The sequence below is a fragment of the Rhizobium cauense genome, from assembly GCF_019511525.1.
Classification (GTDB): domain Bacteria; phylum Pseudomonadota; class Alphaproteobacteria; order Rhizobiales; family Rhizobiaceae; genus Rhizobium; species Rhizobium cauense.
Genome location: NZ_JAEUAT010000001.1, coordinates 326,534 through 347,898, shown reverse-complemented (window position 1 = coordinate 347,898; position 21,365 = coordinate 326,534). Strand labels below are relative to the sequence as shown.

Genomic DNA, 21,365 nt, shown 5'->3' with positions numbered 1-21,365 from the left:
CGAGCACTCACCCTTCACTGCTGCAACCGAACCGGGTGCAATGAAGGAGCCTGCCAGAATCACAAGCACCGCACACGCAAACAGAAGCGCGATTGACCTACCCATCGAAGAAAAGCCTTTCAAAAGTCGTTAGCACGTCGTTAAGACGCTGAGTCCATTGGGAGACGCGCCGGGTGTGTAGTCAGTGGAATGATAAATAGCAATAAATGTTCCTGCTAAATTTGGTGTTAATTCCGCTAATTTTTTGATGCGGCTTTTATGCAACGAATGGCCACCCGGTACCGGCAAAAAAAGCATTCACAACCTGCACGATTCTGAAAAACTGATCCAAAAAAACGCCGCCAGCGGAACCGCGGGCGGCGTGGGATGACTGATATGCAGGTGCGTTCGCGCCCCTCAGGCGGCCTTGCCGGATCCCGTGTACTGGCCATGCGGGCGATACTGCACGAGGTATGAGCTAAGCACGGAGTTCACCAGGGTCGGCGTAACGCCAATGCCCTTCAAGGTGCGGCCCGCGGCTTCCGCTTCCTTCGAAACCACGTTGTCCTTCTTCAGCAGACGCACCTGGTCGGCCGTGATCGGCGGCGTGATGAAGGGAACGAGAGAGGCGATGCTGCCGATGAGGGAGGCGATGCCGAAAGGAAGCGAAACGAGGCGGTTCTTGCGCCAGGTAGCCTTGAGCATGGCCTCGAGACATTCGCGGAATGTCAGCACTTCCGGTCCGCCAAGTTCGTAGATTTCGCCGCCGGTCACCTTGCCTTCCGCGGCTTTTGCCACCGCCTCGGCGACGTCAACGACGTAGACCGGCTGGAACTTCGTCTTGCCGCCGCCAATCAGCGGCAGGGCGGGCGCGATGCGGGCCATCTCGGCAAACTTGTTGAAGAAGCTGTCCTCCGGACCGAACACGATCGATGGGCGATAGATGATCGCATCCGGCTTGATCGCGTGGATTGCCGCCTCGGCACGGCCCTTGGTGCGGGCATATGCGGAATCGGAATGTGCATTCGCGCCGATTGCCGAGATGTGGATCAGCTTGGCGCCAACGCCGCGAGCCGCCTCAGCAACGGCACGTGCGCCGAACTCCTGAACCGCTTCGAACGAGTTGCGACCGGATTCGAAAAGGATGCCGACGCAGTTGACGACGTAGTCGGCGCCTTCGACGGCGCGGTCGACGGAGTTGCGATAACGCAAGTTCGCCTGGACAAAGGAGATCTGGCCGACATTGCCGAGCGGCTGCAGGAAGCCGGCAAGGTCTGGGCGGCGGACGGCGACACGGATGCGGTAGCCGCGCTTTGCGAGCTCACGCACGATATGCCTGCCGATGAAGCCGGACCCTCCGAACACGGTGACGAGTGGCGGCAGGTTGGCAAGGGTCATGGCAGGCTCCTCGAGAGGCTCAGTTGTGTGATCGATCTGGCTTCGTCTTAGACCAATCGCGGCGCGACGAAAAGAGCCATCGCGCCGCAGTTCTCACCGCTCAGAACTCGTCTCAGATGCCTTCAACGACGACCATCTCGGCATCGGCGATTTCCTGGCGGATTTTCGCGGCCACCTGATATTCCGGCGAGTTGTAGCAATCGACGGCGTGCTGCATCGAAGGAAACTCGATGAGCACGTTGCGTGCGCGGGACTTGCCTTCGAGCTCGGTGATTGCGCCGCCACGGGCGAGGAAGTTGGCACCGTACTTTTCGAAGGCCGGCTTCGCCGCTGCGACATAATCCTTGTAGCGATCAGGTTCGCGCACATCGACGCGTGCGATCCAGTATCCTTTTGCCATCTGAAATCTCCCTTGCTTTATTGAACTATTGAAGGGCGGCCGTCATTTCCGCAAGGATCGCGCGGGCGGCTTCCTTCGGATCCGGTGCCTTCACGATCGGACGTGCAACGACGAGATGGCTGGAGCCTGCCTTCAATGCGTCGGCAGGCGTCATCACGCGCTTCTGGTCGCCCTTGTCGGCGCCGGCGGGGCGAATGCCCGGCGTGACAAGCGCCATATCGGGGCCGATGATCCTGCGCACGGCCGCGGATTCTTCGGCGGAGCAGACGATGCCGCCCATACCGGCGAGATGCGCTTGTTCGGCGCGGCGCAGGACGAGCGTATGCGGATCGTATTCATAGCCTGCGGCAATGAGATCTTGCTCGTCCATCGAGGTCAGCACGGTCACGCCGAGAAGGCAGAGATCCGAGCCCTTCGCCGCCTCGACCGCCGCTTTCATCGCCTTCGGATAGGCGTGCAGCGTCAGCATCGACATACCCATCTTGGCGATGTTCTCGACGCCTGACGCGACCGTGTTGTCGATGTCGAGCAGCTTCATGTCGAGGAAGATCTTCTTGCCGCTCTTGGCAAGATCGCGGGCAAATTCAAGGCCGCCGGCAAAGGCCAGCTGGTAACCGATCTTGTAGAAAACGACGTCATCGCCAAGTGTATCGACGATCTTCTCGGCTTCGCCAAGCGTTGGAACATCCAGCCCGACGATCAGGCGTTCGCGCGCATCCATGTCACATCCATCCCTGCCAGTCTTCGATAGGCGTCCAGTCGCACGACAGGCGCCGATCCGCAAGGCTGAAACAGTAGAGATTTCCGCCACCGCCCGGCTGATCGCCGTCACGCCGGATCGGGCGGTCCTCAAGATGGCACTTGAGCAGTGTGCCAACGCCTCCGTGCCCGACGAATGCGATGGGCAGGGCGGGGTCATGCAGTGCCAGGATGTCGTTGACGGCGGAAACGATGCGCCGTTGCGCGTCGATCGCTTTCTCCCAACCCTTGAAGCTCGCTTCGGGATGCGCGAAGAACCAGTCGGCGGCCTTCTCGAACTCCGGCGGTGGCAAAAAGCCGGTCGCAGAGCGGTCGTTCTCATGCATGCCGTGGACGATCTCAACGCTCACTCCGGCGGCAGTGGCAAGGATCTCGGCTGTCTCTATCGCCTTGGTCTCGTCACTGGAGATGACGCGTCGCAGCTGGCTTGCCCAACGGCTTTCGGCCGCTTTGTGGGCACGAGCCGCGCCAACTTCTGACAGTCCCCATTTCGGCACGGGGACATCAGGGTCAATCCTGACCTGCGGATGCGTGATGTAGAGACCGAACACAGGGTCAGCCGCGCCGGTAGATCCAGAGCTGCGCCGGCGGGATGTTGCGGACGATGAAATCGAAGTGCTGGATGTGATAGCGGTCCGGCCGCGCGATGATCGGCGAGACCGGGCCGTAGGAAATCTGGACGACGGGGCGGCCTGCCGGCAGACGATCAAGCAGGCTTTCCAGAAGCGCGATGCGCGCCTGCATCGGGAAGTTCAGGAGCGGGACGGCGGAGACGACAGAGTCGAACTTTTGATCCTTCATGGCGCCCAGCGTCTTGTCGAGATTGAACGCGTCGCCGTTGATGAAGTTCACGCCCGGGTAGAGTCGGACGAGGTGTTCGTAGAAATCGGTCGAGTACTCGACGGCAACCAGGTTTCCCGGCTTTACGCCCCGTCCGAGGATCGCCTTGGTGATTGCACCGGTGCCAGGACCGAGCTCGAGGACCGGCAGTCCCGAATGCGGGTTGACGACGCTCGCCATCTTGCGTGCGGTAACGGAGGAGGTGGGAACGATCGAACCGACGGTCTTCGGCCCCTGCATCATTCCCTTGAAGAAGCGGATCTCTTCGTCAAATTTCTTGCCCAGCCGTTCCTTCAGGCGCAACGCCATGCCGTCCTCCTAGATATGCAACAAAACAGCCCGCCACTTAATTGCAGCCAGCCGATACGAAAAACAAGCCCCGGCGTCGCAATCAAGAAAGTTTATGATGAGAATGCGACGCGCGACTACACGCGCATCGGCATCAGCACGTAAAGGGCGTCGTCGCCAGCCGTGTCGCGAATGAGCGTCGGCGAGCCCGCGTCCGCGAGCAGGAAGATCGCGGCATCCCCGGAAAGCTGCGCCGTGATATCGAGCAGGTACTTGGCGTTGAAACCGATTTCCATGGCGTCCATGTCGTAGCCCACCGCGACTTCTTCGGTGGCGCTGCCGGAATCCGGATTGTTGACGGTGAGTAGCAACTGGCCATCGGAGAGAGCAAGCTTGACCGCGCGGCCGCGCTCGGAGGAGATCGTCGAGACGCGGTCGACGGCCTGCGCGAAGGTCGTGCAGTCGACGCGCATTTCCTTGTCGTTGTTGGTGGGGATGACACGCTGGTAGTCCGGGAAGGTGCCATCGATCAGCTTCGAGGTCATGACGATCGAGCCGATGCTGAGGCGGATCTTGGCGTCAGACACTTCGACGGTCACCAGCGCATCAGGCACATCGACGAGCTTCTGCAGCTCGCCCACGGTCTTGCGCGGGATGATGATACCAGGCATGCCTTCCGAGCCGGATGGTGCGTCGACGTCGGCGCGGGCGAGGCGGTGACCGTCGGTTGCGACGGCCCGCAGCTTGAGGTCGCCCTTGCTTTCGATGGTGTGAAAGAAGATGCCGTTCAGATAGTAGCGGGTTTCCTCGGTCGAGATCGCGAACTGCGTGCGATCGATCAGCATCTTGAGGTCGGTCGCCTTCAGCTTGAAGGTGTGGCTGAACGTGCCTGCGGTGAGATCCGGGAAGTCGGATTCCGGTAGGCACTGCAGCGAGAACTTGGAGCGACCGGACTGGACGGTCATCGAGCCGCCGTCGGTGCTCGTCGCAAGCAGAACTTCGGAACCATCCGGCAGCTTGCGCACGATGTCGTAAAGGAGATGGGCGGGAACGGTGGTGGCGCCTGCCTGTTCGACGTTGGCTGGCGTCGCTTCGGTCACTTCGAGGTCAAGGTCGGTCGCCTTCATGTCGAGGTTCTGACCATCGGCGCGCAGCAGAATGTTGGACAGGATCGGGATCGTGTTCCGGCGTTCGACCACGCGATGCACGTGGTTCAGCGACTTCAAAAGGTTGGACCGCTCAATTGTAATACGCATGGGATGCTACCGCTTTCGACCGTTACTGCTTGAGCGCGCATGTCGCGCGCCGCAAGGAATGCCTTTGCCCAAGAGGGACCGGAGAGTGGACAGGCAAAATGGCAGGATTTTGGGATCGATTGCAAGAGGCGCGATCGGCGACGCCAGTGCAATTGCCGTTTTCCCGTGCGATGCTCACAGAAATTGCAGCGGCCTTGCCGAATGGCGGGGTCTCGCCCATAAAGGCGTGAACCAGCAAAGAGTATCGATACCTTGAGCAATGACGATGTGATGGCCGATGGCGGCAGGCAACGCAGCTTCCGCCTGCACAATATGTCCGTTCCGGCAAGGCCGCTGGAGCCGGCGCTATACCTCGTCGCGACGCCCATCGGAAATCTCGGTGACATCACGTTGCGCGCATTGGAAACGCTGGCCGGTGCGGATGTCCTGGCTTGTGAGGACACGCGCGTTACCCGCGTGCTGCTCGATCGCTATGGCATCCAGACACGACCTTACGCCTATCACGAGCACAATGCAGTTGAAGTCGGCCCACGGCTGTTGCAGGCGCTCGAAACCGGAAAGTCGGTGGCGCTGGTCTCGGACGCTGGAACGCCGCTTGTCTCCGATCCCGGCTACCGCCTCGCACAGACCGCAATCAAGGCGGGCCATCGTGTCGTGCCGATCCCCGGGGCCTCGGCGCCGCTCGCGGCACTGGTCGGTTCCGGCCTGCCGAATGACGCCTTTCTGTTTGCCGGTTTTCTGCCGACCAAGGACAAGGCGCGCCGTGATCGCCTGGCCGCTTTCGAGGCGGTTGCCGCGACACTGATGTTCTTTGAATCGCCGCATCGCATTGCTGCAACGCTGACCGCCGCCGCCGATGTGCTCGGCGGTGATCGCCGCGCCTCCGTCTGCCGCGAATTGACCAAGACCTACGAAGAGTTTCGTCGCGGTACGCTGGCGGAACTTGCTGCACACTACGCCGATGTCGATAACGTCAAGGGCGAGATTGTGCTCGTCATCGGCCCACCGCCCGAGCGCCAGGTCGAAGCCGCTGACGTCGATGCGATCCTGGCCGATCTAGCCTCAAGCTTGCCGACGTCGAAGGCTGCCGCGGAAGCCTCTCGGCTCACGGGTCTTTCCAAGAAGGAGCTCTACCAGCGTCTGCTCGAGATGAAGGGTGGCGATGGGCGATAGGGCTCCCTCTGTCGATCGCCGCAAGGCGCTTCGCCGGGGACATGTCTCCGAGTATCTGGCTGCTCTCTATCTGATGCTGAAGGGCTATCGCATCGTCGCCCTGCGCTATCGCACCAAGCTTGGCGAGATCGACATTATTGCACGCAAGCGCAACCTGGCGATTTTCGTGGAAGTCAAGGCCCGACGCAAGGAGATGAGCGCCATCGATGCGGTGTCCCCGACTGCGCAAAGCCGCATACGGGCGGCCAGCGATCTGTGGTTGTCGCGCCAACGAGATAGTGCCGTGCTTTCGCAGCGTTACGACATCGTGGCGATCCTGCCTGGCCGCTTGCCGCGTCATTTTCCGAACGCCTTCTGACGTCATTGCAATCGCGTGCAAAAAGACAGGGCTGTAACACTCCTGTCATCAAACCATCAAGGAGGCGTCATGGAAGGCCTCTATTGCACTCCTCACCCCAACAACTGGTGGAGAGGGATTAGTCATGTTCAAGAAATTTACGATGGCGGCCGTGGCCGTGAGCTTCTCGGCCTCGTCGTCTTTTGCCGCAACCAATATCACTTGGTGGCACGGCATGGGCGGCCGCAACGGCGAAGTCATCAACGAAGTCGCGCAGAAGTTCAACGCATCGCAGACGAGCTGCGCGATCACGCCGGTCTCCAAGGGATCCTATGAAGAAGCGCTGGCCGCCGGCATCGCCGCTTTCCGTTCGGGCGAACAGCCGAACATCCTGCAGGTTTTCGATGCGGGTGCAGCCACGATCATCAACGCCAAGGGCGCTGTCATCCCGGCTGAAGACCTGATCAACAACGCCGGCTACAAGTTCGACCGCAACGCCTTCATCCCTGGCGTTCGCTACCTCTACGCTGCTGCTGATGGCAAGTTCGTCGGCATGCCATTCAATTCTTCCGCTCCGATCATGTATACCAATCCGGAAGCGCTGAAGAAGGCCGGCGTTGAAGCGCCGAAGACCTGGGAAGAGTTCGAGGCGATCGCGCCGAAGCTCAAGGAAGCCGGCTATATCCCGCTCGTCCAGACGCAGCTGACCTGGGAGTTCACCGAGAACTTCTTCTCGCGCAACAACATCCAGTTCGCCACCAACAACAACGGCTACGACAGCATCGTCGACACCAAGCTCAAGGTCACCGACCCGAACCTCATCATGATGTTCGAAAAGCTCAAGGCCTGGAAGGATGAAGGCTACTTCGCCTACTACGGCGCCGGCTGGAACGACAACCAGAAGCCCTTCGAGGAAGGCAAGGTCGCTCTGTGGATCGGCTCCTCCGGCTCGTTCGGCGGCCTGAAGAAGACCGCAACCATGCCCTTCTCGGCAACCTTCCTGCCTTACTGGAACTCGATCAGCGGCGCTGGCAAGAACACCTTCATCGGTGGCGCTGCCCTCTTCGCCATGGCCGGAAAGCCGGAAGCCGAAAACAAGTGCGTTGCCGACTTCTTCCAGTTCCTGACCTCGCCTGAGATCCAGAAGTTCTACCACCAGGCAACCGGTTATGTCGCCATCACCGAAGCCGCCTATGAGCTGGCCAAGAAGGAAGGCTACTACGAGAAGGAGCCTGTCGCTGAAGTCGGTATCAGGCAGCTGAAGCTGGAAGGCGGCGAATGGTCGAAGGGCTATCGCCTCGGCTTCTACCCGCAGATCCGCTCGATCATGGAGCGCGAATACAACCGCATCTTCGCTGGTGAAACGACCGTCAAGGACGCGTTCGACACCATCGAGAAGGAAGGCAACGAACTTCTCGCCCGCTTCGCGAAGACCGCTGGCTGATCCAAGCCACGTCGACCATGACAGTCAACATGGACCTCCCTTCTCCGGAAGGGAGGTCCTATCAGCGATAGAGGACCGCGCGTGGCCTATACACCTTCTCAACCCCGCTTCGGCCGGTTCATTCCGGGCCTTGCGGCAGGCGCCAGGAAACCGGCAGCCGCCGCCGAGCCGTCGGGCGCCAAGCGCGTCCAGTTCTCGCCATCGCTGATCCCTTATCTGTTTCTGGCGCCGCAGCTCGCGGTGATCTTCATTTTCTTCTACTGGCCATCCGTACAGGCGGTGCAGTCGTCCTTCTATATCGAGGACCCGTTCGGATTCGGCTCGACCTTCGTCGGCTTCGCCAACTATACGGACGCGATCTTCAGCCCCGAATATCTGAGCATCGCCAAGTTCACGGTCGTCTTCACTGGCCTGGTGACCTTCTTCTCGCTGGCGCTCGGCCTGCTGCTGGCGGTCAAGGCCGATGCGGTCATTCGCGGCAGCTCTGCCTACAAGACGCTGCTGATCTCGGTCTACGCGATCGCCCCGCCGGTTGCCGGTCTCATCGGCATGATGTTCTTCGACCTGCACATCGGCCCCTTCGTCAAGCTGGCGGCATGGTTCGGCTGGGACATGCAGGTTGGCCTGAACTACTACGACACCGCCTTTGCGCTGATCGTCGTCGCCGTCTGGAAGCAGATCCCCTACAATTTCATCTTCTTCCTGTCGGGTCTTCAGGGCGTGCCGGTCTCCGTGCGCGAAGCCGCCACCATCGACTGCCGCTCCGGTTTTCGACGCTTCTGGACGGTGACGCTGCCGCTGCTGGCTCCGACCGCCTTCTTCCTGCTGATCATCAACATCACCTATGCCCTGTTCGACACCTTCGGCGTCATCGACGTGATGGTGAAGGACAAGCCGGCCAACAATCCGATCACCCTTGTCTACAAGGTCTACATGGACGGCTTCCGCGGCAATGACATCGGCAGCTCCTCGGCGCAGTCGGTCATCCTGATGATCGTTGTCTTCGTTCTCACCATCATCCAGTTCCGCTTCATCGAGAAGCGCATCCACTACACGTGAGAGGGAACGACCATGTACAAGACAAAACCCCTCGACCACCTGATCCTGATCCTAGGCTCGCTGTTCCTGATCGTGCCCGTGATCGTCGCTTTCATGACCTCGACGCACGAGGCGGCCGAAATCCACACCAAGGGCCTGATGCTGGTTCCCGGCGACAATTTCGTCGGCACCTATGAGAAGGTCCTGACCCAGAAGGGTGGCTTCACCGGTGAGGTCACCGGCCTCAACATGGTGCTGAACTCGCTCATCCTCGGCATCGGCTTTGCCGTCGGCAAGATCGTGCTGTCGATGATGGCGGCCTACGCAATCGTCTATTTCCGCTTTCGCTTCGCGACGCTGGCCTTCTGGATCATCTTCACGACGCTGTTGCTGCCGCTCGAAGTCCGCATCATGCCGTCCTACGAAGTCATGAGCAAACTCGGGCTGCTGAATTCCTACACCGGCCTGATCGTACCGCTGCTCGCCTCCGCGACCGGAACCTTCTATTTCCGCCAGTTCTTCAAGTCGGTTCCCGAGGAGCTCTTGGAGGCCGCCCGCATCGATGGCGCCGGCCCGTTCAAGTTCTTCGTCGACATCCTGATCCCGCTGTCGCGCACCATGATGGCGGCGATCTTCATCATCATGTTCGTCTATGGCTGGAACCAGTATCTCTGGCCGATGCTGATGACGACAGACGAGAGCTTCTTCACGCTTATGCGGGGTATCAAGTCGATCCTGCAGGTCTGGGTCGGTTCACAAATTCCCGATTACAACGAAGCCTTTGCACTCGCCGTGTTGGCCATGCTGCCGCCGGTGCTGATCGTCGTGATTTTCCAGAGATGGTTCATCAAGGGCCTCACCGAGAGCGACAAGTAAGGAAGAGAAACATGGCACGGATCGAAATCTCGAAGGTCTGCAAGGATTATCATGGCGGCGTCCGCGCCGTGAACGGCGTCGATATCTCCATCGCCGACGGTGAGTTCATCGTGTTGGTCGGCCCGTCCGGCTGCGGCAAGTCCACGCTGCTGCGCATGGTGGCCGGGCTCGAGGAGATCTCCGACGGCACCGTCAGCATCGGCGACCGCGTGGTCAACAGCGTCGACCCTGCCGATCGCGACATCGCCATGGTCTTCCAGAACTATGCGCTCTACCCGCACATGACAGTGCGCGAGAACCTGGAATACGGTCTGAAGAACCGCAAGACGCCGAAGTCGGAGATCGACGCGCGCGTCACCGAGGCCGCCCGCATGCTGCAGCTTGAGCCCTATCTCGACCGCCGCCCGCGCGCGCTGTCGGGTGGTCAGCGCCAGCGCGTTGCCATGGGCCGCGCCATCGTCCGCAAGCCGGCTGCCTTCCTGTTCGACGAACCACTATCGAATCTCGACGCCAAGCTGCGCGTTTCCATGCGCGGCGAAATCAAGCGCCTGCAGCGCCGCTTGGGCACTACCTCGCTCTACGTCACCCACGACCAGCTCGAAGCGATGACCTTGGCCGATCGTCTCGTGGTGCTGAGCAAGGGCGAAATCGAGCAGATCGGCACACCGCTCGAGGTCTATCATCGCCCGGCTTCCACCTTCGTCGCCAGCTTCATCGGCTCTCCGGCCATGAACCTGCTCAAGGGCGAACTGCATGGCGACAAGCTGGCGCTTGGCCCGAACTTGATCGACCTTGCCGGTCACGCACCGACATCAGGATCCGTCACGGTCGGCATTCGTGCCGAGGATCTGCGCGTCGCCGGTCCCGGCGAGCATGCGATGCTCGTCACGGTGGACTATGTCGAAGAGTTGGGCTCGCAGCGTCTCGTGCACGGAAATCTCGGCGACCAGCCGCTGACGGCTGTCCTGTCTCCCGAAACGGTTCTGACTTCGGAGCTGCGGCTGGTTGTGGGTGCGGGGAGGCTGCATTTCTTCAGCCACGATACGGGAAAACGCATCGGAGAAACGAGATATCCACAGGTCGCGGGAGTGAAGACCGAGCTCGCCTAGCACTTTGGATGTAGTGATCGTTCAAATTGTACGCATTGCTTGTACCGCGCCTTTACAACTCTCTGCTACCCCGTCAATAATCAGGCAACAACGGGGGTTGTTCATGGGTATGCAGATGATGCTGGCAAGCGTGGTCGCAATGGCCGCGCGTGTAGTCCCTTTTCCGAATCTTCCACAGGCGACACCGAAAACGTTCGTCGCGAAGTCGGGCGACAATTTTGTCATGCGTTCGACCCCGATCAATCCGGATTGGATCATAAGCGGTGATCCGCAGGCGCGCACCGGCGAGCACTCCCGCAGCAACGACGATGCTGCCCTCACCGCGATCTGGGATTGCACGGCGGGTGAATTCCGGTGGTTCTTCTACTGGGACGAGACCGTGATGATCCTCGAGGGTGGGGTTCACATCCTCGCTGAAGACGGTACGCAGCGTACGCTCGCGGCTGGCGACGTCGCCTTCTTTGCAGCCGGCACCTGGGCAAGTTGGCGCGTGGACACCTATGTGCGCAAGGTTGCGTTCCTGAGGAAGCCTTTCCCCAAGCCTGTGGCGCTTGCCTATCGGCTGCGAAACCTGCTGCGCGGCGACGCTCCAAAGAGCGGAATCGCCGCCTGAGGATCTGCTGCTTCCGCATCAGCATGCCGTTGATTGGCGTTGCTTTCGGGGCATCTGCAGCCTACATCTGTCCGGCATCAGCTAAGGGACGGAAATGGCCAAGATCAAGAATGTAGCGGTCCAGATGGACCATGTTGCCGGCATCAATATCGCAGGCGATTCCACCTTTGCGATGAGCCTGGAAGCACAGGCTCGCGGTTACAAGCTCTTCCATTACACACCGGAACGCCTGAGCTTCCGCGATGGCAATCTCTACGCCACCGTCGAGCCGATGGTGCTGCGCGACGTCAAGGGCGATCACTTCGAGCTCGGAACGCCTGAGCGTGTCGATCTGTCGACCATGGATGTGATCCTGCTGCGCCAGGACCCGCCGTTTGATATGGCCTACATCACCTCGACGCATCTCCTGGAGCGGATCCACCCGAAGACGCTTGTCGTCAATGACCCTGCCTGGGTCAGGAACTCCCCCGAAAAGATCTTCGTCACGGAATTTGCCGATCTGATGCCGAAGACCCTGATCACCAAGGATGCAGCCGAGATCCGTCGCTTCCGCGACGAAATGGGCGATATCATCCTCAAGCCGCTCTACGGCAACGGCGGCGCCGGCGTCTTCCACTCCACCAAGGACGATCGCAACCTGTCGTCGCTGCTGGAAATGTTCGGCCAGCTCTTCCGCGAACCCTTCATCGCGCAGCAGTATCTCCCCGATGTGCGCAAGGGCGACAAGCGCATCCTGCTTGTCGACGGCGAGCCGGTTGGTGCCATCAATCGCGTTCCTGCCGAGCACGACAGCCGCTCCAACATGCATGTTGGCGGGCGCGCAGAGGCGACCGAGCTGACAACCCGCGAGATCGAAATCTGCAAGCGCATTGGCCCTGCGCTCAAGGAGCGCGGCTTCCTCTTTGTCGGCATTGATGTCATCGGCGATTATATGACGGAGATCAATGTCACCTCGCCGACGGGCATCCGCGAAGTGCGCAAGTTCGGCGGCGCGGACGTCGCAGCGCTGCTTTGGGACGCGATCGAGAGAAAGCGCTCGTAGCGTTTCCTCTCCCGGTGGGAGCGGGGGCGCCGCCTTCTGTTCTCAGGCTACAACCAGACACAACCTGGACACAGCGAAGGCGTGAATCTGTTCCTTTATTGTTCTTGTTTCATTCCCGTTTCTATGCAAGATTGCAATTGGCGACAATGATACGTCGTTAAACTGCAGTGTAGTGGGTTGCGGCACAGGGGATTGGGGCATGGTCGCACGCGTCAGTACGGTTGCATTTCAGGGCATAGAGGGTGTTCCGGTCGAGGTTCAGGTGATGGTTGCGCCCGGTCGGGTCGTGACGCAGATCGTTGGCCTTCCTGACAAGGCGGTTGCAGAAAGCCGCGAGCGTGTCCACGCCGCGCTGCATGCTTCCGGCCTAGCGCTGCCGGCCAAGAAAATCACCGTCAACCTGGCGCCGGCGGACTTGCCCAAGGAGGGCTCTCACTTCGATCTGCCGATCGCGCTCGGCCTGATGGCGGCTCTCGGTGCAATTCCCGCCGATGCGCTTTCCGACTATGTGGTGATTGGCGAACTGAACCTCGATGGAACGATTGCCCCCGTTGCTGGCGCGTTGCCGGCGGCAATCGGCGCCAACGCGATCGGCAAGGGCTTGATCTGCCCGGCCGAGAGCGGAGCCGAGGCCGCATGGGCGGGTCCCGATATCGATATTCTCGCGCCGCGAAGCCTGATCGCACTCGCCAACCACTTTCGTGGCACCCAGGTTCTCTCCCGCCCCGAACCTGCAATTCGCGCAAATACGGCGAGCCTGCCCGATCTTGCCGACATCAAGGGGCAGGAAAGTGCGAAGCGGGCGTTGGAGGTTGCGGCAGCCGGCGGTCATAACCTCCTGATGGTCGGCCCGCCCGGCTCGGGAAAATCCATGCTTGCGGCCCGGCTGCCTTCGATCCTGCCGCCACTTTCGGCCGCCGAGCTCTTGGAAGTCTCGATGATCCATTCGGTAGCCGGGCAATTGTCTGGCGGCAAATTGTCGGATCGACGCCCCTTCCGGACGCCTCACCATTCGGCGACGATGGCCGCGCTGATCGGTGGCGGTTTGCGCGCAAGGCCGGGCGAGGCGTCGTTGGCGCATCACGGCGTGCTGTTTCTTGACGAGTTTCCCGAGTTCTCGCCGCAGGCACTCGACGCCTTGCGGCAACCGTTGGAAACGAGTGAGTGCGTTATCGCGCGGGCGAACCACCGTGTATCCTACCCTGCCAATATCCAGCTCGTGGCGGCCATGAATCCGTGCCGCTGTGGCATGGCGGGCGAACCCGGTCACAGCTGCGCGCGTGGCCCACGGTGCATGGCGGACTATCAGGCGCGCATATCGGGTCCGTTGATGGATCGCATCGATATCCGCATCGATGTGCCTGCCGTTTCTGCCATCGACCTGATTCGACCGACACCGGCGGAGAAGAGCGCCGATGTAGCCGCCCGCGTCGCCCGAGCTCGGGACATTCAGCGAAACCGCTTCGGAGCGGGCGGCACCGGTACCAATGCCCGGTGTTCCACCGCCATGATCGAGAAGTACGCCACACCGGACACTGCTGGCCTGCAGTTGCTCCGCGACGCGGCGGAAAAAATGAAGTTCTCGGCGCGCGGCTACCATCGCGTGCTGAAGGTGGCGCGAACCCTGGCGGATCTCGAGGGCAAGGAAGAGGTGGGGCGCATTCACCTTGCCGAGGCAATCTCCTATCGGATCGCCGGCGAGCGATTGACCACCGCCGCATGAAATGAAAAGGGCGCCAGGAGGCGCCCTCGAGCCTCAGCAAGGAAGACCCGTTTAGCTGCCGAGGCCGTCGAAGAGCGCGGTCGAGAGGTAGCGCTCGGCAAAGGACGGGATGATCACCACGATGTTCTTCCCGGCGTTCTCCTCGCGGCTGCCGATCTTGATTGCTGCCGTCAATGCCGCACCGGAAGAGATACCGACTGGCACGCCTTCAAGCTTCGCGACTTCCCGGGCAAGGTCCAGCGCCTCGGCGCTGCTCACCGTGACGATTTCGTCATAGATGTGCGTGTCGAGTATGGCCGGCGCAAAGCCCGCGCCGATGCCCTGGATTTTGTGCGGTCCGGGCTGGCCGCCTGAAAGAATGGGAGATTCCGCAGGCTCGACGGCGACGACCTTGATGCCGGGTTTCTTCGACTTCAGCACCTGCCCGGCACCCGTGATGGTGCCACCGGTACCGATGCCGGCAACCAGGATGTCGACCGTGCCGTCGGTATCGTTCCAGATTTCCTCGGCCGTCGTGCGGCGATGGATCTCGGGGTTGGCCGGATTTTCGAACTGTTGTGGAATGATGGCATCCGGAAGCGTCGCGGCCAGTTCCTCGGCCTTCGCGATCGCGCCCTTCATGCCTTTTGGGCCCTCGGTGAGGACAAGCTCCGCGCCGAGCAGAGCCAGCATCTTGCGGCGCTCGACAGACATGGTTTCCGGCATCGTCAGGATCAGCTTGTATCCCTTGGCGGCGGCGGCGAAGGCCAGCGCAATGCCAGTGTTGCCCGATGTCGGTTCGATCAGGGTCGTCTTGCCGGGCGAAATCTTGCCCTGCGACTCCAGCGACTCGATCATGGCGACGCCGATGCGGTCCTTGACTGAAGCGATAGGATTGAAGAACTCCAGCTTGGCAAGCAGGTTTGCCTTCACGCCCTTTGCCTTGGCAAGCTTGTCGAGCCGGACAATGGGTGTGTCGCCGATGGTTTCGGTGATCGAGGAATAGATGCGGCCACGGCCCGGTTTCTTCGACATTAGGCTCTCCCTTGGTGAAACGTGCAGAGAGAATAGGGTCAAAGGCGAGTGGAGACCAGTGTGGCTTCACCCGCGGGAAGGCGCCCGCGGAGAAAAAATCCTTTAGGAGCCGGGCTTTGCCGAATGAATTTTTCAGGCCGCACGGGTGGCGATGAAGGCTGCCGTGCCCGCCAGAATGCCGGCCGCTGCCTTGTTCAGCGCCGCAAGCGCACGTGGTTGCTTGAGCAACATGCGGGCGCGCGATGCAAGCAGCATATAAGGCACCAGAACCACGAGAAGGACGACGAATGTGGTAGCCAGAAGGATACCGTATTCGCGAAGCCCTATGCTGTTAAGGTCGATCAGCGTCGGCACCAGCGCCACGTAGAAAAGCATGGTCTTGGGATTGCCAAGCGTCACCAGCAGGCCAGACAGAAAGCTCATGCCGACATTGCCGGCCTTCTTTGCCGCGATGTCCTGCGGAAGCAGCCCGGCGGTCCATAGCTTGTAAGCGATGTAGCAGAGGTAGAGAGCACCGGCGATCTTGATGACAATGAATATCTCGGTGAATGTCTGCGCCACGAAGGCCAGCCCGAGAATGACCGCTGTCAGGTAGGTCATGTCGCCAAGCACGAGGCCGAGACCCATGAAAAACGTTTCGCGAAAATTCGAGCCGAGCGCCCGGGCAACGATCGCTGTTATACCGGGCCCGGGTATTGCCGCTGCGATGAAGAGCGCCGCAGCGTAGGCGAAAAGCGCGGTGAATGACATGACGTGAACTCCAGCTTCAGCCGACTTCTACCTCTGCAGCCCATCGCATTCAAGGATGCGACGTCCTGTCATCATACTGCGGTAGCTTGCCGCTGTTGACGCCTGCTGTTGCAGTTCTAGTTCCAAGGCGGTGAATACGGCCGGTGAAAATCGCAACCGCCAAAGCGAAAGGGCGATGAAGCCGCTCTACACCTGCCGATGCCTGCCGCTCGCCAAAGGAGAAAGCTGATGAGCCCCACCGCAGCCGAAAAGCGCAGACTTGCACCACTCGCCACCCCGACAGACCTGAAAAGCAACGCCATTCAGGATATCTCGGCCGCTCTGGCCGCGTTGCTGGCGGATGTCTTTGCGCTCTACATCAAGACCAAGAATTTCCATTGGCATATGTCGGGACCGCATTTCCGCGACTATCACCTGATGCTCGACGAGCAGGCCGAACAGATTTTTGCCACGACCGACGCGATCGCCGAGCGGGCGCGCAAGATCGGCGGCACGACGCTTCGCTCCATCGGCCATATCGGCCGCCTGCAGCGCATCAATGACAATGATGCCGACTATGTCACGCCCGAGGATATGCTGGCGGAACTGCGGGACGACAACAAGCAGCTGGTGTCGCTGTTGCGCGAGACCCACGATGTCTGCTCCGAGCACAATGATGTTGCCACCACGAGCCTGCTGGAAGTGTGGATCGACGAGGCAGAGCGCCGCACCTGGTTCCTGTTCGAAACGACGCGACAGCAGAAGTAGCCACCGCGCCCTTTCACATATCAGCTTGCCCGCGTACGCAGGAGCTGCGCGGGCGTCCAGCCAAGGTTCATGCCGGCCGCGGCAATGAGAATGACCGCTGCGCCGGCAATCTGAAGTGGCTGCAATGCATGTCCGAAGGCCAGCCGGTCAACAAGGATCGCCGCGACCGGGTAGATGAACGACAACGCTCCCGTCAGGTGGATCGGCAGCTTCTGGATGGCGCCGTAGAGCAGCACATACATCAGCCCGGTATGCACAACACCCATGGTGACTAGGATCGACCATGACTGTCCGTCGGTGGGCAGGTCCGAAAAGCTCATGGTCGGCAACAGCATCAAAACGCCGGTTGCAACCTGGATGAGCGCAATCAGGTGCGGAGGCGTGCCCTTGAGCCATTTCGCCGCGAGCGCCGCAAGGGCATAGAAAAACGCGGCGCCGAGCGCCAGGAGGATGCCGAGACCATAGCCCTCATGCTGCCCAGCCGTTGCCGGCTTGGCTTCGACGATGGCCGCCATTCCGGCAAAGGCCAGCGTTAGCCAGAAGAGCTTTGCGGCGGTGATCTTCTCGCCAAGAAACAGCGCGCCGAGCGCAAGCAGCATGAAGGGTTGCGTATTGTAAACCGTTGTCGCTATCGAAATCGAGGCATGGCCGTACGCTTCAAACAGCAGCAGCCAATTGAGAACGATCGCCACGCCGCCGAAGACAGCGATGCCAAGCGCCTTCAAGGTAAGGATGCCCGGCCGCAACAGCCCCATGGTGGCGCAGACGACAAGAAGACTGACCGCACCAAAAAGGCAACGCCAGAACACCACGCCGCTTACCGGTTGTCCCGACATCACGACGAACCAGCCAATGGTTCCTGAAATCAGCATTGCTGCGGTCATCTGGGCAGAACCGGTGCGGACTTCGCTATGCATCGCATCTCTCCATATTGATGGAGGAAAGAATATTGCGACTACTGCTCGATCTATATAGATTGCGTTAGGTCCAGTGCAAAGTTGTCCTATTTTTGTGAGGAAAAGTGTCTGCTTCGCCTAATGACAACGGGATCGATGATATCGACCAGAGAATCCTGCAGGCATTGGCTGACAACGCCCGCATTTCCTTGAAGGAGCTGGCGCAGGCCGCGGGCCTGTCTTCGCCAAGCGCTGCCGAACGTCTGCGTCGTCTTGAGGAACGCAGGATCATCGCCGCTTTCACGATCGATATCGACGCCGCGGCGCTCGGATATCCGCTGCAGGCGATCGTGCGCGTTCGTCCGCTGCCCGGCCAGTTGCATGTCGTCCAGCACATCATCCAGGATACGCCTCAGTTCGTGGAGTGCGACAAGGTAACGGGCGATGACTGTTTCATTGCCCGGCTCGTTGTAGCCTCGATGGCGGAGCTGGACACGATTCTCGACAAGGTGGCCGAGAAGGCTGAAACGAGCACCTCGATGGTCAAGGCATCGCCGGTCAAGCGTCGCCTGCCTCCACTCTCACGAGGCCGATAGGTTAGAAGTCCGCCATCGGCGATAGCATCGCCGGTCGATCGAACGCGATCTCGGCCGGTGCGCGGATCATAAGCTGCGTGTGGGTCTCAAGCGGCTTCGCCTCTCCACTCCATCCGAGCTTGTCGGGACAAAACAGGACGTCGACTCTCTCGGCTTCGATCTCGAGCGCTCCCATGATCGCGGCGAGCGAGGGGATATTATCGCTGACGACGTCGAGAAGCGTGAAATGTCCGGGCGTTTCCATCTTCCACGCGACAGCGGCCCGTTCCTGTTCTATCCAGCTGATCCTGACCCCGGGATCGAGCTGCGTGTTGATGAGAAACATCGCGGCACTCTCGCGCACGGCGAACACGTTCGAGACTGGGGCGCGTGTCTGTAGAGCCATGCGCAATAGCTCGAAGTCTGCCTTTTCGAGCGGATCGAGACGCCGAGCCGGCGTCTGTGCCTTCGACGCGGCCGGCACTTTGCCGGAATAGGCATGCAGTGAAAGCGAGTGGAATCCGTAGGGTTCGTAGAGCGAAGGCTTGTCGGTGTAGAGCACGATCGCTTCGAAACCCTTCTCCTCGCACCAGGCGAGCGCCTTCCGGGTCAGGTCGCGATAGAGGCCGCGGCCGCGCCAGGGTGGCCGAACGGCGCCGGATTGGAAGGCTGCCGCGTTCACCCTACGCCCGTTGATAACGAGTGGCATGGAGAATGCCGAGAGGTTGGCGGCAAGCCGGCCGTCGTCGGTAAACCAGCCAAAGGGCATACTACTGGAATCTGGTCCACCCATTTGCTGCAATGGGCCGATGTCGATATCGAATGTGTCCTTCAAGAGATCGACCAGTGCCTGCCAGGCCTTGAGGTCGCCGAAGTAGTCACGGCGGAATGTCAGGCCGGAATGATCGACGCTCTTGGAGGTCATACTCCGGTCGACCCGAAACCGCCGGCGCCGCGCGCCGTGGCACTCGCCTCGGAAATCTCGAAGATATGAGCCTGGATCGCGGGTGCGATCACCATCTGGGCGATGCGCATGCCTCTGGTGATCTCGAACGGCTCTTCGCCGAGATTGATCAGCAGAACCTTGACCTCGCCGCGATAGTCGCTGTCGATGGTTCCGGGCGTGTTCAGGCAGGTGATGCCGTGCTTGAAGGCAAGGCCGGAGCGCGGGCGGACCTGGCCTTCGAACCCCTCAGGAATTTCGAAGATGAAGCCCGTCGGTACCAGCGCGCGCTTTCCGGGGGCGATCGTCATCGGTGCGGCGACATCGACGGCGGCGCGCAGGTCCATACCTGCCGCCCCCTTGCTTTCATAGGCGGGCAGATCGAGGTCCTGACCGTTGGCAAGGCGGATCAGGTTGAGCGTGGGGCGTGTATCGGCATGAATGGTCATGCGGCATTAGTTTGCGCCCGAAGCTCCAAGGTCAATTGCAATGCCCGGCTTTAATCGCTAGATACGCCGCAATTCCACAGGATTTACATCATGGCCGAAAGTCTCGCCGAGGCGGTCTCCCGCCGCCGCACATTCGCTATTATCGCGCACCCGGACGCGGGTAAGACCACGCTCACCGAAAAGCTGCTGCTGTTCGGCGGCGCCATCCAGCTTGCCGGCGAAGTCAAGGCAAAGAAGGATCGCATGCAGACGCGTTCCGACTGGATGAAGATCGAACGCGAGCGCGGCATCTCCGTCGTCACCTCTGTCATGACGTTCGAATACAACGACAACGTCTTCAACATCCTCGATACGCCCGGTCACGAGGACTTCGCAGACGACACCTATCGCACGCTGACGGCGGTCGACGCCGCCGTCATGGTGATCGATGCCGCCAAGGGCATCGAGCCGCGGACGCTGAAGCTGTTCGAAGTCTGCCGCATGCGCGACATTCCGATCATCACCTTCATCAACAAGATGGACCGCGAGAGCCGCGACCCGTTCGAAATCCTGGATGAAGTCGAGGAAAAGCTGGCGCTCGATTGCGCGCCGGTGACGTGGCCAATCGGTCGTTCGAAGACCTTCTGCGGCTCCTACCACCTGGCGACGAACGAGGTGCGCGGTGCCGACACGCAGGAACACCTGACCAAGGTCACCGATCCCGAAATGGCGTCGCACCGCCTGCCGGAAAATGAACGCGACGCTTTTACCGAGGAGACGATGCTGGCGATCGAGGCCTGCAAGCCCTTCGACCGGAAGGCGTTCCTCGAGGGCCATCTGACGCCGGTCTTCTTTGGCTCCGCACTGCGCAATTTCGGCGTTCGCGATCTTATCGATGCGCTCGGCGAGTTCGCGCCGCCGCCGCGTGATCAGGTCGCCGACATCCGCACCGTGCACGCGACCGACGACAAGATGACGGCCTTCGTCTTCAAGATCCAGGCCAACATGGACCCCAACCATCGCGACCGTATCGCCTTTGCCCGCATCTGCTCGGGCAAGCTCGAGCGCGGCATGAAGGCTCGCCTGTCGCGAACCGGAAAACAGCTCGGCCTCACCGCGCCGCAGTTCTTCTTCGCCTCGCAGCGGCAGCTTGCCGACACGGCCTATGCCGGCGACGTCGTCGGCATCCCTAATCACGGCACTCTTCGCATCGGCGACACGCTGACGGAAGGGGAGTCGTTGGTGTTCCAGGGCGTGCCGAACTTTTCGCCTGAAATTCTACGCCGCGTGCGCCTGGAAGACGCCATGAAGGCGAAGAAGCTCAAGGAAGCGCTCCAGCAGATGGCAGAGGAGGGCGTCGTCCAGCTATTCTCGCCGGAAGATGGTTCGCCGGCTATCGTTGGCGTTGTCGGCGCGCTGCAGCTCGACGTCCTGAAGGAGCGCCTGATGGCCGAGTACGGCCTACCGGTCTCCTTTGAAATGTCGCGCTTCTCGGTCTGCCGCTGGATTTCGGCCGACCAGCCCGCGGAGCTCGACAAATTCGTCACCGCCCGTCGCGGCGATATCGCTCGTGACCTCGACAACGATCCCGTGTTCCTGGCTCAGGACAGCTTCTCGCTTCGCTATGAAGCCGAGCGCTATCCGGCGATCAAGATGGCCGCACTCAAGGAATATCACGCCGTCAAGGCGGCGTGATATTGGATCGGATATAGCGATCTGCCATGATGCTTTGACAAC

23 protein-coding genes are annotated in these 21,365 nt (G+C 60.8%); 12 read left to right on the top strand and 11 right to left on the bottom strand.

Annotated features, from left to right (window positions below):
- Positions 1 to 396: 396 nt before the first annotated feature.
- The 6 genes from JNB88_RS01740 to dnaN all read right to left on the bottom strand — a co-directional run bounded on the left by JNB88_RS01740 (position 397) and on the right by dnaN (position 4,920).
- Positions 397 to 1,377 (bottom strand): complex I NDUFA9 subunit family protein, encoded by a 981-nt coding sequence (locus tag JNB88_RS01740; protein WP_220354043.1) that lies wholly within the window; start codon positions 1,375 to 1,377, stop codon positions 397 to 399.
- A gap of 112 nt (positions 1,378 to 1,489) precedes the next feature.
- The gene (locus JNB88_RS01735; RefSeq protein ID WP_220354042.1) at positions 1,490 to 1,777 is read right to left on the bottom strand and encodes a DUF1330 domain-containing protein; all 288 of its coding nucleotides are present in this window, start codon (positions 1,775 to 1,777) and stop codon (positions 1,490 to 1,492) included.
- 25 nt (positions 1,778 to 1,802) lie between these two features.
- Positions 1,803 to 2,498: an orotidine-5'-phosphate decarboxylase gene (pyrF, locus tag JNB88_RS01730; RefSeq protein ID WP_220354041.1), complete on the bottom strand. Its 696-nt coding sequence runs from the start codon at positions 2,496 to 2,498 to the stop codon at positions 1,803 to 1,805.
- Position 2,499: 1 nt separating this feature from the next.
- Complete coding sequence (locus tag JNB88_RS01725) at positions 2,500 to 3,087, bottom strand: histidine phosphatase family protein (RefSeq protein WP_220354040.1); 588 nt, start codon at positions 3,085 to 3,087, stop codon at positions 2,500 to 2,502.
- Positions 3,088 to 3,091: 4 nt separating this feature from the next.
- On the bottom strand, positions 3,092 to 3,685 hold the full coding sequence (gene pmtA, locus JNB88_RS01720; RefSeq protein ID WP_037130661.1) for a phospholipid N-methyltransferase PmtA: 594 nt from the start codon (positions 3,683 to 3,685) through the stop codon (positions 3,092 to 3,094).
- Positions 3,686 to 3,801: 116 nt separating this feature from the next.
- Positions 3,802 to 4,920 carry a DNA polymerase III subunit beta gene (gene dnaN, locus JNB88_RS01715; RefSeq protein WP_037130658.1) on the bottom strand — a complete coding sequence of 373 codons (1,119 nt, stop codon included), beginning with the start codon at positions 4,918 to 4,920 and terminating at the stop codon, positions 3,802 to 3,804.
- 270 nt (positions 4,921 to 5,190) lie between these two features.
- Between dnaN and rsmI the strand changes: the two genes are divergently transcribed.
- From rsmI to JNB88_RS01670, 9 genes are all read left to right on the top strand, one after another.
- Positions 5,191 to 6,093 carry a 16S rRNA (cytidine(1402)-2'-O)-methyltransferase gene (rsmI, locus tag JNB88_RS01710; RefSeq protein ID WP_220354255.1) on the top strand — a complete coding sequence of 301 codons (903 nt, stop codon included), beginning with the start codon at positions 5,191 to 5,193 and terminating at the stop codon, positions 6,091 to 6,093.
- Positions 6,083 to 6,451: a YraN family protein gene (locus JNB88_RS01705; RefSeq protein WP_220354039.1), complete on the top strand. Its 369-nt coding sequence runs from the start codon at positions 6,083 to 6,085 to the stop codon at positions 6,449 to 6,451. The genes rsmI and JNB88_RS01705 overlap by 11 nt, the downstream gene beginning before the upstream one ends.
- A gap of 124 nt (positions 6,452 to 6,575) precedes the next feature.
- Positions 6,576 to 7,874, top strand: a complete 1,299-nt coding sequence (locus tag JNB88_RS01700; protein ID WP_220354038.1) for an extracellular solute-binding protein — start codon at positions 6,576 to 6,578, stop codon at positions 7,872 to 7,874.
- 81 nt (positions 7,875 to 7,955) lie between these two features.
- Positions 7,956 to 8,933, top strand: a complete 978-nt coding sequence (locus JNB88_RS01695; RefSeq protein WP_220354037.1) for an ABC transporter permease subunit — start codon at positions 7,956 to 7,958, stop codon at positions 8,931 to 8,933.
- 12 nt (positions 8,934 to 8,945) lie between these two features.
- Complete coding sequence (gene ugpE, locus JNB88_RS01690; RefSeq protein ID WP_220354036.1) at positions 8,946 to 9,788, top strand: sn-glycerol-3-phosphate ABC transporter permease UgpE; 843 nt, start codon at positions 8,946 to 8,948, stop codon at positions 9,786 to 9,788.
- Between the two features lie 11 nt (positions 9,789 to 9,799).
- Positions 9,800 to 10,897 (top strand): sn-glycerol-3-phosphate import ATP-binding protein UgpC, encoded by a 1,098-nt coding sequence (locus tag JNB88_RS01685; protein WP_220354035.1) that lies wholly within the window; start codon positions 9,800 to 9,802, stop codon positions 10,895 to 10,897.
- A gap of 103 nt (positions 10,898 to 11,000) precedes the next feature.
- Positions 11,001 to 11,510, top strand: a complete 510-nt coding sequence (locus JNB88_RS01680; RefSeq protein ID WP_220354034.1) for a cupin domain-containing protein — start codon at positions 11,001 to 11,003, stop codon at positions 11,508 to 11,510.
- Between the two features lie 94 nt (positions 11,511 to 11,604).
- On the top strand, positions 11,605 to 12,552 hold the full coding sequence (gene gshB, locus JNB88_RS01675) for a glutathione synthase (RefSeq protein ID WP_037130636.1): 948 nt from the start codon (positions 11,605 to 11,607) through the stop codon (positions 12,550 to 12,552).
- Positions 12,553 to 12,751: 199 nt separating this feature from the next.
- Complete coding sequence (locus JNB88_RS01670; RefSeq protein WP_220354033.1) at positions 12,752 to 14,275, top strand: YifB family Mg chelatase-like AAA ATPase; 1,524 nt, start codon at positions 12,752 to 12,754, stop codon at positions 14,273 to 14,275.
- 51 nt (positions 14,276 to 14,326) lie between these two features.
- On the opposite strand, the gene cysK is transcribed toward JNB88_RS01670, so the two are convergent.
- Positions 14,327 to 15,289 (bottom strand): cysteine synthase A, encoded by a 963-nt coding sequence (cysK, locus tag JNB88_RS01665; RefSeq protein ID WP_037130631.1) that lies wholly within the window; start codon positions 15,287 to 15,289, stop codon positions 14,327 to 14,329.
- Between the two features lie 132 nt (positions 15,290 to 15,421).
- Complete coding sequence (locus JNB88_RS01660; RefSeq protein ID WP_220354032.1) at positions 15,422 to 16,039, bottom strand: LysE family translocator; 618 nt, start codon at positions 16,037 to 16,039, stop codon at positions 15,422 to 15,424.
- 228 nt (positions 16,040 to 16,267) lie between these two features.
- Between JNB88_RS01660 and JNB88_RS01655 the strand changes: the two genes are divergently transcribed.
- Positions 16,268 to 16,786: a Dps family protein gene (locus JNB88_RS01655; RefSeq protein WP_220354031.1), complete on the top strand. Its 519-nt coding sequence runs from the start codon at positions 16,268 to 16,270 to the stop codon at positions 16,784 to 16,786.
- Between the two features lie 20 nt (positions 16,787 to 16,806).
- Here the strand turns inward: JNB88_RS01655 and JNB88_RS01650 are convergent, their stop codons facing one another.
- Positions 16,807 to 17,703 (bottom strand): DMT family transporter, encoded by an 897-nt coding sequence (locus JNB88_RS01650; RefSeq protein WP_220354030.1) that lies wholly within the window; start codon positions 17,701 to 17,703, stop codon positions 16,807 to 16,809.
- A 104-nt stretch (positions 17,704 to 17,807) separates the two neighbouring features.
- On the opposite strand from JNB88_RS01650, the gene JNB88_RS01645 reads away from it, so the two are divergent.
- Positions 17,808 to 18,278 carry an Lrp/AsnC family transcriptional regulator gene (locus JNB88_RS01645; protein ID WP_220354029.1) on the top strand — a complete coding sequence of 157 codons (471 nt, stop codon included), beginning with the start codon at positions 17,808 to 17,810 and terminating at the stop codon, positions 18,276 to 18,278.
- Between the two features lies 1 nt (position 18,279).
- On the opposite strand, the gene JNB88_RS01640 is transcribed toward JNB88_RS01645, so the two are convergent.
- Both JNB88_RS01640 and dut read right to left on the bottom strand, forming a co-directional pair.
- Positions 18,280 to 19,182 (bottom strand): GNAT family N-acetyltransferase, encoded by a 903-nt coding sequence (locus JNB88_RS01640; protein ID WP_220354028.1) that lies wholly within the window; start codon positions 19,180 to 19,182, stop codon positions 18,280 to 18,282.
- Complete coding sequence (gene dut, locus JNB88_RS01635; protein WP_220354027.1) at positions 19,179 to 19,649, bottom strand: dUTP diphosphatase; 471 nt, start codon at positions 19,647 to 19,649, stop codon at positions 19,179 to 19,181. The genes JNB88_RS01640 and dut overlap by 4 nt, the downstream gene beginning before the upstream one ends.
- Positions 19,650 to 19,739: 90 nt before the next feature.
- Here dut and JNB88_RS01630 point away from each other — a divergent pair, with 90 nt between their 5' ends.
- Entirely contained in the window at positions 19,740 to 21,323 is a 1,584-nt protein-coding gene (locus JNB88_RS01630) for a peptide chain release factor 3 (RefSeq protein WP_220354026.1), read from the top strand.
- The last annotated feature ends 42 nt before the right edge of the window (positions 21,324 to 21,365 follow it).